The sequence below is a fragment of the Nitrosomonas sp. genome, from assembly GCA_016703745.1.
GTDB lineage: Bacteria > Pseudomonadota > Gammaproteobacteria > Burkholderiales > Nitrosomonadaceae > Nitrosomonas.
Genome location: JADJBK010000006.1, coordinates 2293457 through 2305811, shown reverse-complemented (window position 1 = coordinate 2305811; position 12355 = coordinate 2293457). Strand labels below are relative to the sequence as shown.

The following is a 12355-nucleotide window of genomic DNA, read 5'->3' as shown; positions in this document are numbered from 1 at the left end:
TCAATAGAATAACTGACCAGGCACGGTTCGGTATGACACCCAACTGACAACAACCTTAATGAATTCAGAATTATTATACGCATGGAACTGATTAAAGACTGGTATTACCGCCACTTCTCCGATCCTCAGATTATGACGCTCGCACTGCTGCTGATCTTTGGTTTCGTATTCGTTCTTCTTTCAAGTGAGATTCTGGCCCCCCTTTATGTCGCCATCATTCTGGCCTACCTGCTGGATGGGCTGGTACGAAAATTGCAACAGCTGACCATACCAAGATTGGCTGCAGTGATTACGGTTTTCACCCTCTTCATGCTATTCCTAATCATTACTCTGTTTCTGCTGATTCCCAATCTATCGCGGCAAATAACCTTATTTCTGCAGGAGTTACCCAGAATGATCACTAGAGGAGAAGGCATGCTGACGGCGTTGCCAGGATATTTTCCGGACATGTTTTCTGAAACACAGGTGATGGAATGGCTGGATCGCATCAAACAGGAAATTATGCTGGCTGGGCAGCATTTACTGACCCGCACGGTATCCTCACTGGTCAGCCTCATCACTTTCACCATTTATGTCATCCTGGTACCATTCCTGGTCTTTTTTATGATGAAGGACAAAGAACGCATCGTAGTCTGGGTCAGCCGTCATCTGCCACGCAACCGCGCACTCGCCAGCGTAATCTGGGCTGATGTGGATCGCCAGATTGGTAATTACATTCGCGGTAAGTTTTTTGAAATTCTGATCATTTGGTTTGCCTGCTACATCGTTTTTTCTATTTTCGGTCTCAATTACGCCACATTATTAAGTTTTCTGGTGGGATTATCGGTCATCATCCCGTATGTTGGCGCGGTTATCGTCACAATACCCATTGCAATTATCGCCTATTTTCAGTGGGGTATTGGTTCCGAGTGGTCATACCTGATGCTGACTTATCTGGTCATTCAGGCACTCGATGCAAACGTACTGGTACCATTACTGTTTTCTGAAGTAGTCGGCCTGCATCCGGTTGCGATCATCATTGCAGTTTTGTTCTTCGGCGGTATCTGGGGAGTAAGCGGTGTATTTTTTGCGATTCCACTCGCCACCTTAGTGCAGGCAATATTAAAAGCCTGGCCGACTCAGCAGGAGGTCGAACAACTTACCGAAAACACCCGGAATTAAATATTATTGCTGCGAGGACACAGCTTATCAGGCAGGCAACCGCTCAATAAGAATGCATACAATCAACACGTTGCCAGGCACCCAGGATGCCTCTCCAGAAAGTCAGTCCACGCCAGATGACGTTCATGACTTGACAGCAACCTATTCTGCGGTAGTGTAGTCAACAGAAAATGAAGAACTAACCTGAAAATTCACGGAGTAACGATCATGCTTGAGTTTGCCCTGTTCCTGATATTGCTGGTTGCGGTTGTTGTGGCACTGTTCATGGTGCCTTTTCTGCGCCGCAATATTATTTCTAATCTAACCCTGCGATTATTTCGTAAATTGCTGCCACAAATCTCGCAAACCGAGCAGGAAGCGCTGGATGCCGGCACGGTCTGGTGGGAAGGTGATCTCTTTAGCGGCAAGCCAGACTGGAACAAACTGGCCGCTTTTCCCAAACCCAGCTTGAGTCCGGAAGAGAAGGCATTTCTCAATGGCCCAGTCGATGAGCTCTGCGCCATGCTCGATGAATGGCACATTACTCACGAACGCCATGATCTACCGCCCCATGTCTGGCAGTTCATCAAGGAAAAGGGATTTTTCGGTCTGATCATTCCCAAAGAATATGGAGGTTACGGATTTTCTGCACTGGCACATTCTGAAGTCGTCATGAAAATCGGCTCACGCAGTAATACTGCAGCGGTTACTGTGATGGTTCCCAACTCGCTGGGCCCGGCGGAGTTGCTGCTCCATTATGGCACCGATGCACAGAAAGACTACTATCTGCCACGTTTGGCCAAAGGGCTTGAAGTCCCCTGTTTTGCCCTGACCGGACCGGATGCAGGTTCGGATGCCGGATCGATTCCGGATGTGGGCATGGTCTGCCGCGAAACATTCGATGACAAATCAGACGTGCTCGGATTGCGAGTGACCTGGGAAAAACGCTATATCACCCTTGGTCCGGTTGCGACATTGCTTGGTCTCGCTTTCCGTGTGCGTGACCCACAAGGGCTGCTTGGCGGGAAGGAAGATCTTGGCATTACGCTTGCCCTTATTCCAACCAGCACACCGGGCGTCAATATCGGTCGCCGGCATTTTCCCCTTAATGGCGCCTTCCAGAATGGCCCCAATTCAGGCCAGGATGTTTTCATTCCGATGGACTGGATCATTGGCGGCCAGGATAAAATTGGCCAGGGTTGGCGCATGCTGATGAACAGCTTATCTGTCGGACGGTCGATTTCACTGCCCGCCACCAGCGTCGGTGCCGCCAAGCTCGCCGCATGGACCAGCGGCGCCTATGGCCGAATACGCACCCAGTTCAATCTGCCGATCGGGTATTTCGAAGGCGTAGAAGAAGCGCTCGCACGGATTGCCGGCAACACCTACATGATGGATGCGGCGCGCGTCATGACGGCGGGCGCAGTTGATCTGGGCGAGAAGCCTTCGGTTATTTCCGCCATCGTCAAATATCATCTGACCGAACGCAGCCGCCAGGCGATCAATGATGCCATGGACATTCATGGCGGCAAGGGGATCTGTCTTGGTCCATCGAATTATCTGGGGCGCACCTATCAGCAGGTCCCCGTTGGCATTACGGTGGAAGGTGCGAATATTCTGACGCGCAACATGATCATCTTCGGCCAGGGCGCTATCCGCGCCCATCCCTTTGTATTGCAGGAAATCAATGCAGCCTGGGATCAGGATAAAAAACGCGGTCTGCAAGTGTTTGATCAGGCGCTGGTCGGTCATCTGATCTTTACCTTGCGTAATACCTGGCGCAGCTTCTTTTGGGGAATCGCCTGGCGGTTCAGCAAGGAAACACCCGTTCAGGTTACCATCGACACCGCGAATTATTATCGTCTCCTGGCACGGTTTTCCGCTGCGTTTGCCCTGCTCACCGATATCGCCATGATCAAGCTTGGCGGATCACTCAAGCGTCGTGAACGGTTATCCGCTCGACTGGGTGATATTCTCAGCATGCTGTATCTCTGCTCGGCCACGCTCAAACGTTATGAAGATGATGATCGTCCCGCAATCGATTTGCCGCTGTTGCACTGGTCGCTACAGGATGCGCTTTACCGCATGCAGCAGGTGTTTGACGAGTTTTTACTGAATTTCCCTAGTAATGTATTGATGCGTGCCTGGTTACGGCTGATGGTCTTTCCGCTGGGGAAGCGTCTTTGCCCGCCATCTGATGAACTCTCGCATCAGCTTGCCCGACTGCTGCTCGCGCCTGGCGAGGGACGCGAGCGCCTGACATCCGGCATCTATCTGCCAACGGCGGATCATGAACCGCTGGCTCAGCTCGAGCAGGCGCTTGCATGCGCGATTGCCTGCGAACCAATTGAAGCCAGGCTGCGTAAAGCTGCCAAGGACGGCTTGCTTGATGCGCCTGAATCCGAGCAGATCAGCGCAGCGCTGGCAAAAAATATCCTGACGACAGAAGAAGCATCCCTGCTGGAAAAAATGAAGATTCTACGCCGCAAAGTCATCATGGTAGACGATTTTTCACCTGATTTTGTGACAAACAATCGCCCTGCTACAACATCTGGGAAGATAATGTCATGAACTCGCCCAAAAATTCAGCGCATAAAGATGTCATCACGGTAGAAATTGCGCAGACCCTCGATGGATTGTTTCGAGAACGGGTCAAACGTACACCAGGAAAAATTGCCTACCGCAGTTATGACGTTCTTGAGGAAACATGGCGGGATTTCACTTGGAAGGAGATGGCAGACGCCGTTGCACGTTGGCAGACTGCATTACAACGAGAAAATCTTGCCCCTGGCGATCGAGTAGCAGTCATGCTGCGTAATTGCCAGGAGTGGGTCATGTTCGAGCAGGCCGCCTTGGCGTCCGGGCTGGTGGTTGTGCCACTCTACACGGAAGACCGCGCCGAGAACGCCGCGTGGTGTCTGGAACATGCGGGCGTCAAATTGTTGCTATTGGAAAACCAAACACAGTGGCAGGCATTGAGTGAAGTAAAAAATCCACCGGCACAACTGGCACGTATCATTATTCTGGAAGCAATGACGGACATCATGTATGCATTCAATGATAATCGCGTCCGCACATTGCCTGAATGGTTACCAGCCGAAACAGCGCAGAATCCAGAACCTGTCAGCCCCGATCCCCATGCCCTGGCAACCCTGATTTACACCTCCGGCACGACTGGCCGCCCCAAGGGGGTCATGCTAAGCCATCACAATATGCTATCTAATGCATTCGGCAGCGCTCAGGTTGTCACCGTCACCTGCGAGGATCTGCTGCTGTCGTTTCTGCCACTGTCACACACCTTCGAACGAACCGCTGGCTATTACGTGCCAATGCTATGTGGCGCCACCGTCGCCTATGCACGCTCCATCCGTCTGCTGCAGGAAGATCTGCCGACAATTCAGCCGACAATTTTAGTTTCTGTTCCGCGCGTCTATGAAAAAATCTACGCTGGCATCCAGACCAAATTGGCGCAAGGCTCTGCGCTGGCTAAATTCCTGTTTAATCTGGCCGTAGCTGTCGGCCACAGTCGCTTCGAATATCAGCAGGGGCGCACCGGCTGGCAACTTTCCCATCTGCTATGGCCATTGCTCGAAAAAGTAATTGCCCGCAAGGTCATGGATAAGCTCGGCGGTCGATTGCAGCAGGTCATGAGTGGCGGCGCCGCACTCTCGCCAGAAATTTCGCGGGTGTTCATCAGTCTGGGGCTGCCGATCCTGCAAGGTTATGGATTGACCGAAACCAGCCCGGTCGTCTGCGCCAACCGACTGGACGACAATCTGCCCAGCAGCGTGGGCAAACCCATTCCCGGGGTCGAAGTCAGACTTGGGGAACAAGATGCCCTTATGATACGCGGACCCAATGTGATGCTCGGCTATTGGCAAAACCCACAAGCTACCCAAGCCATCCTGTCGGAAGACGGCTGGCTCAACTCGGGTGACACCGCACACATTGATAAGCAGGGGCACGTCACGATCACCGGACGCCTCAAAGATATTATCGTTACCTCCACTGGCGAGAAAATTCCGCCCGCCGACATGGAAGCTGCAATTCTGCGCGACCCGGTTTTTGAGCAGGTAATCGTTATCGGTGAAGGCCGTTCCTATCTGAGTGTACTGGTGGTGTTGAGTGAGCAAGGCTGGAAAATGATTGCCGCACAATGCAATACAGATAACGACCCCATAAAGCTCGCACGCAATGATTACGCCGAGGAAATCGTATTGGAAAAAATTTCCCGCCAGATCAGTGGATTCCCCGGGTATGCCAAAATCCATCGTGCCGAGCTAATCACGAAACCCTGGACAGTCGAAAATGAAATGCTTACGCCAACGCTCAAGATAAAGCGCGCCAAAATCTTAGATTTTTACAAGGATGAGATCGAGAGACTTTATGCCGGCCGAGTTTCTTGAAATACTCAGAAATCTGATTTAATCTGGATTTTCCATTAGATAAATTCTAATGAAAGCCATTAGGATAAGTTGCTAACCCTACTTTGTCAGACCACTCCAAGCCGGGCTATGTGGGATTGAGTCTTCACAATAAAATTTGCCTGCAATGGACATCTGCGACAAATGTGTAGCCAAGAGGCTATCAACACCACGCAAAGACCCAGGAATCTTGCCATAGCCGTCATCAATACTTATTGAAATACTGTTGTTAAACTGGGTGAAATGCAAACTAATCAAATTTAAATGGGAAGCGCAGCATGTTAAAGAGAAAAGAAGACCCATCTTCCGTTAAGTTAAATCCGAATGAATTCGTATTGTCCGACAGTTTAAAGGAAATTACCTGTCTTTATGAAATTCGGCGCAACATTGGTTTGGAATTATCTATGGTAAATGTTTGCCAACAGATTTTTAAGCATCTATTGCCAGCAATGAAATATCCAGATCATGCTTCTGCCGTAATTGAAATTGATGGAATACGAATCGCTTCAAAGAACCATGATCATAATTTAACGCATGCATTAAAATCGAGAATAAACGTTAATGGAAAAACATGCGGTCAATTGAGTGTATTTTATTCTGGCAATAACCCATTTCTGCAATTGGAAGAACAGAGACTGATTGACGCTATTGCAAGTGACTTAGCGAGATGGCTTGAACGTAAGCAAGTCGATGAAATATTGCGTGAGCGATTGAAAGAAATCACTTGCCTTTATGAAATTCGCCGTGGCATGGGGCTGGAATTAACAATTGAACAAGTGTGCCACCAAATTTTTAAGCATCTATTGCCAGCAATGCAATTTCCAGAAATTGCTACTGCTGAAGTTGAACTCGAAGGCAGGCGGTTTACCTCAAAAAATTTGAATCAATATCTCGCCAGTGAGACCCATGATAAAGTGTGTTTTGAATGTTACAAAAAAAGCGATTCAGTTGGCCATATATTGCAATCTAAGATTAATGTGAATGGAAAGGTGTGCGGACAGCTAAGTGTTTTCTATCCCGAAGACAAGCCTTATTTGGTGTTTGAGGAACAAAAACTCATTATTGCCATTGCGAGCGATCTGGAGAGCTGGCTTGAGCGTAAACGCTTAGAATTAGCATTGGTTTCTGTTGCTGAAGAGCAGTTACATATGATCGGCCAGGAGCTTCATGACAATCTTGGTCAACAAATTGCCGCAATCGGTTACCAGGCAAGGGCGCTGGAGAAAAAAATATCTGTTTCCGGGGATGAGGGCATAGCTGCTGTTGCTAGCTCCATTGCGACGCAGGCGCAAACAGCAGTTATACAAATCAAGCAACTTGCACAGGGATTGCTGCCATTTAAGCTGGAGGCAAATGGCCTGATAGCAGTACTGCAGGCATTGGCATCCAGAATGGCAAAGACTTATGCAATTACTTGTGATTTTCTATGCGAACATGAGATCATCATCAGTGATAATAATCTGTCACTTAATCTATATCGCATTGCCCAGGAAGCTGCCAATAATGCAATACGGCACGGCGGCACTCAACACCTGATAATATCGCTGGCCTCCGTGGAGGGGGAGCTTCGTTTAACGATATGTGACGATGGCTGTGGTTTTGCTACTGTTGGCGAAAAACAAAAGATGACGCAAGGGATGGGCATTAGAATTATGCAATATCGCGCTAACCAGCTTGGTGCGAAGCTGGAAATCCTCTCGCGTGCTGAAGGCGGTACAGAGGTTCGATTAGAAATGCGATTGGTCTAGTATGTCAACTTCGAAAGCAAAAGTAATGATAGTCGATGACCATGCCATGCTGAGACATGGTATGGCCATGCTTATCAATATGGAACCTGATATGGAGATATTCGCCGAGGCTGACGATGGTGGCGAAGCGCTTGCAATACTCAAGAAAAACGGTCAGGTTGATATTGTTCTGTTGGATATAACACTCAAGACAGTTTCAGGCTTAGAGATAATTAAAAATATGCATGCCTATTTTCCTGAACTACCTGTACTTTTTGTATCCATGCATGACGAAGTGATTTATGCCGAGCGTGCCTTACGAGCCGGTGCACGTGGTTATGTAATGAAACAGGAGCCAGGTGAAGTACTAATTAATGCTATTCGCGAGGTGCTTAAAGGCAATGTTTTTCTGAGTAAGAACATGTATGAAAAGCTACTGAATCGAGTTGCAACTAGAGGTGCAGAACCTAAGCAATTATTAAACACCCTAACGCCCAGCGAGTTTGAAGTACTGCATTTGATTGGATCGGGACATAGTAGCCAAGAAATTGCCAAACTTCTTAGCCGCAGCATTAAGACGATTGAAACACATCGCTTTAATATCCGTTCTAAACTGAATCTGAAAGATAGTGCAGATTTGATACGCTATGCTACTCGTTGTATCTCAGAAGAGCACTAAAAAAAGCTATGTCCCCGTTAAATAGGGCGCATGTATGAAAATACCGATTATAAGAATGATTATCTAATAGCTTAAATTCTTCATGAATAATCGGAATGATTGTAACCGTCCAATTACCAATTATGCAATTACGGTGACAGTTTACCAAATACACTAACTATGCCATGCTGGCAATGTTGCATAATTGGCATATTTAGCAAACTGTCACCGTAGCCATATTCGGATGATCAGCAGCATGTGTGGGTCAGACTTCACGCCCGAATAGCCATCCAAGGAGTCGTCTGTCGATATGCTTGTCAAGATAGGCCGCACCAAACCCATCGTAGAGCTCCTTCTTCGTAACCTCCAGTTCCAATTCTTTGGCCGCCAGTATTTTTTGGGTAGAAGGACGCTCGCACATGGCATCGTAAAACGTCTTATTAGACGACAATTAACCTGTCCGGTCAGGCGACAATTATCTTGACCGGTTGAGTGAAAGTATCAGTATGAGTTCTTTTCTATATAAGGAGAAAGAACTTGCCTGGAAAACATATCACTCATCAACAGGAAGCTATTTATATGAAGAATCGTCAGATAGGGCATGGTCAGGAGACAGCGGCTGCGAAAGCGGGGGTAAGTATCCGCAGTGGCCGCAGGATTGAGAAGGGTGTGCGGGTGGAGAAGTCGCAACGGCAGTGGCGCACGCGCCAGGATCCTTTTGAGCTGGTTTGGGAGACCGAATTGGTTCCATTGCTGTACGGGGAACCTGAACTGACCGGGACTACGCTTTGGGAGTACCTGGATGATCGATATCCCGGCCAATACCCGGAGAAATTGCTCAGAAGCTTGCAGCGCCGTGTAAAACACTGGCGGGCAACGCAAGGTCCCGGTAAGGCGGTCATGTTTTGCCAGTCGGTGCCTGCCGGGCACCAGGGGTTGTCCGATTTTACCCGGCCGCGCACGGCAATTACGATTGCAGGCAAACCATTTGATCACCTGCTGTATCAGTTTCGTCTGGCTTATAGTCATTGGCGCGCGGTTCATATCATCCGGGGCGGGGAAAGTTATAGTGCGTTGGCCGATGGTTTGCAGACCGCCTTGCATAAACTGGGCGGCGTGCCCAGGGAACATCGCACCGACAGCCTGAGTGCCGCATACGTCAATGCGAGCCAAAAACAAGAACTCACGCAATCTTATGCGGCGCTGTGTCAACACTATGGCATGAAGCCTACGGTCAATAACCTGGGCGTCAGCCATGAAAACGGCGCCGTAGAAAATGCCCATGGTTCGCTCAAACACCGGATTGAGCAGGCGATCAAACTGCGGGGATCTGCGGATTTCGAAAGTGTGGGCGCCTACCGCCGTTTTCTTGAGCGGATCGTCGATAAGCTCAATCTGCGCTGCAGGGGGCGATTGGCGGAAGAGCAATCGCATCTCCAGCCACTGCCACGCTACCGCTTCATGGACTTCAGTGAACTGACCGTCAAAGTGACCACCAGTAGCACCATAGCGGTCAAACGGGGACTCTACAGTGTGCCATCCAGACTCATTGGCGAGAACATCCGGGTCCATCTCTATCACGATCGTCTGGAATGCTTTGTCGGCCAAACACCGGTCATTACATTACCGCGCGCGTATCCGAAAACGCCGGAAGGACGCGCCCGGCGCATCGATTACCGTCATGTGATTCATGCATTGGCGGCAAAGCCACAAGCCTTTCGCTTTTCCCGGCTGCGGGATGATCTGTTGCCAACGCCACAGTATCACCAGCTGTGGGCGCGGGTACAACAACAATTTGATCCCGGACTCGCTTGCAAATGGATGGTATCGGTGCTGCGTTTTGCCTACGACTATGATTGCGAGAGCCAGTTGGCCGCTGAATTGTTGCAACAACATCCGCTACCTGAACTGCAAACACTGCAAAAGCGATTTCTGCGGCAGCATGCGCCGCAGCCGGACATCCCAATTAAACAACACACTGCGGATACCTACGATCAACTCCTCAGCGGAAACTGGGCAACACAAGGAGGGCAGCTCATGTCTGAATCGCTCCCACTGATGCTCAAGGAACTCAGACTCCCTGCCTTTGGCCAGCATTACCGGCACTTCCAGGATCAAGCCGCAGAACACGCCTGGAGCTACAGCCAATATCTCGCCGCCCTGTGCGAACAGGAAGTCGCCCAGCGCTTCCAAAGCAGAATCAGCAACTGGGCGCATGAAGCCAGACTGCCGCGCGGCAAAAGCTTTGCCACTCTGGCGCTGACCGAACTGCCTCAAGCCGCTCAGAAAAAAATCATCACGCTGCGCGACAATACCTACTGGGCGAGCCAGGCAGACAATGTGTTGCTGATCGGCCCATCCGGTGTCGGCAAATCACATGTGGCGGCAGCATTGGGGTTGCATTTGATTGAACAAGGCATTCGCGTCAAATGGATATCAGCTACCGCACTCGTTCAACTTCTGCAGCAAGCCAGGAAAGAACTGGACTTGATGTCCGCCATGACGCGGCTGGATAAATACCGTGTACTGATCGTTGATGATATCGGCTATGTCAAAAAGACCGATTCGGAAACACAAGTATTGTTTGACTTCATTGCCCATCGCTATGAAAGCGGAAGTCTCATCATTACTTCAAACCAGCCTTTTAGCCAGTGGGATCAAATCTTCCCCGACACCATGATGACTGTTGCCGCCATCGACCGGATCATCCATCACGCAACTATCATCGAAATCGACAGTGAAAGTTATAGGAGGAAAAACCAGAAAAAATCATGAAGTAGCTAATAAACTCAACCGGCCATCATAATTGTCGTCAAAGCGGCCAAGATAATTGACGCGAGATAACGTCTGCAATGCTGGATCGTCTCGAAACAGATGCATCTCGGGTATTTCGAACAATTCAGAAAACATTTGGCTAAGCTCGAGCGTGTAGAACAACTGAAAATCTGGCAGAAAAGGTTCTTTGCCAAGTAGGAACGGCTCCATTCTTGAGCCATTAACTAGTCGGGATAGCCACATTTTGCTCAGCAAGACAGAAAATAGATTATAAATATGCGCTTCTTTTTCAATCTTGAGTTTCCAAGCTTTTGGAAAATATCCGCTGACAACAAACCAGTTGAAAAACGGACCTGAATCGCCCCGGTTTTTCCGGAGACTATTTACCTTGAGTCAAACCGCAACGGCTGACTCTCTTGGTTGGTGATAATAGGCCATTTCAAATTCTGCCGGCGGAATATTTCCAATCGGTTCCAACAATCGGCGATTATTGAACCAATCTACCCATTCCAAGGTTGCAAACTCAACATCGTCGATATTGCGCCAGGGGCCGCGGTGCCGTATGACCTCGGTCTTGTATAATCCGTTAATTGTTTCGGCGAGTGCATTGTCATAAGAATCACCAACACTGCCAACAGAAGCATCAATATTGGCTTGTATCAAGCGTTCCGTATAGCGGATCGACAAGTATTGGCTACCGTGGTCGCTATGATGGACTAATCCCTTAATTTCGTGCCGTGCACACAATGCCTGTTCCAATGCGTCAAGCACCAGATCGGTATGTAATGACCGGCTGACTCGCCAACCAACAATATACCGGGCAAAAACATCGGTAATAAAAGCTACATAAACAAATCCCATCCACGTTGCAACAAAGGTAATATCCGCTAACCACAATTGATTGGGCCGGGTCGCCACAAATTGTCGGTTAACCTTATCTGTTGGGCAGGCAAGTAAGTTATCTGCAATCGTTGTCCGGCACTTTTTACCACGCCTGGTGCCTTGTATCCCAAGTGTCTTCATCAATCGCTCGACGGTGCAACGCGCAGCGCTAATGCCTTCTCGCAACAATTGCCGCCATACTTTACGAACACCGTAAACCCGGAAGTTACTTTCCCAAACCTGCTGTATTTCGAGTGCCAGCTTCGTGTCCCGCTTGACGCGACCGGGCAATCGATCCGGATCTCTCTCCCGCCTTTTGTGCTCATAATAAGTCGACGGGGCAATCTGTATTTGCTTACAGATCGGCTCGACCCCATATTCCACCTTGTTTCTATCAACAAATAACATCATCATTTCGGTCGGCGGTCGAGCTCCGCCTGGGCAAAATAAGCGGATGCCTTCCGTAATATCTCGTTGGCCCGCTTTAATTCACGATTCTCCCGTTCCAATTCCTTGAGCCGCTCACGATCCGATGTCGACAACCCGCCTCGAATTCCTCGATCCGTCTCCGCTCTTCTTACCCATGCCCGCAATGTTTCCGCTGTGCAGCCAATCTTCGATGCGATCGATTTGATCGATGACCATTGCGATTCATGCTCTTTTTGCTGCTCGAATACCAACCTTACTGCTCGCTCCCGGACTTCCGGTGAATAACTAATTTGATTTTTCATATCCTCCTCCTCTCAAAT

Annotated in this window: 9 protein-coding genes and 1 other annotated feature; of the genes, 6 read left to right on the top strand and 3 right to left on the bottom strand. The window is 49.2% G+C overall.

Translation table 11 applies throughout. The annotated features are described in order from the left end of the window. The first annotated feature begins 81 nt into the window (after positions 1-81). The 5 genes from IPG31_12115 (at position 82) to IPG31_12095 (ending at position 7970) form a co-directional block, all read left to right on the top strand. Entirely contained in the window at positions 82-1161 is a 1080-nt protein-coding gene (locus tag IPG31_12115) for an AI-2E family transporter (protein ID MBK6619056.1), read from the top strand. Between the two features lie 207 nt (positions 1162-1368). Beyond that, positions 1369-3711 carry an acyl-CoA dehydrogenase gene (locus IPG31_12110; protein MBK6619055.1) on the top strand — a complete coding sequence of 781 codons (2343 nt, stop codon included), beginning with the start codon at positions 1369-1371 and terminating at the stop codon, positions 3709-3711. Then, complete coding sequence (locus IPG31_12105) at positions 3708-5546, top strand: long-chain fatty acid--CoA ligase (protein MBK6619054.1); 1839 nt, start codon at positions 3708-3710, stop codon at positions 5544-5546. The genes IPG31_12110 and IPG31_12105 overlap by 4 nt, the downstream gene beginning before the upstream one ends. Before the next feature lie 296 nt (positions 5547-5842). Further along, entirely contained in the window at positions 5843-7312 is a 1470-nt protein-coding gene (locus IPG31_12100) for a histidine kinase (GenBank protein MBK6619053.1), read from the top strand. A gap of 1 nt (position 7313) precedes the next feature. Then, a complete protein-coding gene (locus IPG31_12095; protein ID MBK6619052.1) occupies positions 7314-7970 on the top strand; it encodes a response regulator transcription factor in 657 nt (218 codons plus the stop codon). 244 nt (positions 7971-8214) lie between these two features. On the opposite strand, the gene IPG31_12090 is transcribed toward IPG31_12095, so the two are convergent. Next, positions 8215-8400: a hypothetical protein gene (locus IPG31_12090; GenBank protein ID MBK6619051.1), complete on the bottom strand. Its 186-nt coding sequence runs from the start codon at positions 8398-8400 to the stop codon at positions 8215-8217. A gap of 86 nt (positions 8401-8486) precedes the next feature. Here IPG31_12090 and IPG31_12085 point away from each other — a divergent pair, with 86 nt between their 5' ends. Next, entirely contained in the window at positions 8487-10724 is a 2238-nt protein-coding gene (locus tag IPG31_12085; protein ID MBK6619050.1) for an IS21 family transposase, read from the top strand. Here IPG31_12085 and IPG31_12080 read toward each other — a convergent pair. Beyond that, entirely contained in the window at positions 10719-10934 is a 216-nt protein-coding gene (locus IPG31_12080; GenBank protein MBK6619049.1) for a hypothetical protein, read from the bottom strand. The genes IPG31_12085 and IPG31_12080 overlap by 6 nt on opposite strands. Before the next feature lie 183 nt (positions 10935-11117). Next, positions 11118-12337, bottom strand: a protein-coding gene (locus IPG31_12075) for an IS3 family transposase (protein MBK6619048.1) whose coding sequence is annotated in 2 segments (ribosomal slippage) — positions 11118-12052 and positions 12052-12337 — 1221 coding nt in all. Because the reading frame shifts where the segments join, the coding sequence is not laid out codon by codon here. Further along, positions 11943-12059, bottom strand: a sequence feature (AL1L pseudoknot). It overlaps the preceding gene by 117 nt. Positions 12338-12355: the final 18 nt, after the last annotated feature.

Coding starts and splice junctions, on each gene's coding strand:
- IPG31_12095 (MBK6619052.1), top strand. CDS start 7,314: ATGTCAACTTCGAAAGCAAAAGTAATGATAGTCGATGACCATGCCATG.
- IPG31_12115 (MBK6619056.1), top strand. CDS start 82: ATGGAACTGATTAAAGACTGGTATTACCGCCACTTCTCCGATCCTCAG.
- IPG31_12110 (MBK6619055.1), top strand. CDS start 1,369: ATGCTTGAGTTTGCCCTGTTCCTGATATTGCTGGTTGCGGTTGTTGTG.
- IPG31_12080 (MBK6619049.1), bottom strand. CDS start 10,934: ATGGAGCCGTTCCTACTTGGCAAAGAACCTTTTCTGCCAGATTTTCAG.
- IPG31_12100 (MBK6619053.1), top strand. CDS start 5,843: ATGTTAAAGAGAAAAGAAGACCCATCTTCCGTTAAGTTAAATCCGAAT.
- IPG31_12105 (MBK6619054.1), top strand. CDS start 3,708: ATGAACTCGCCCAAAAATTCAGCGCATAAAGATGTCATCACGGTAGAA.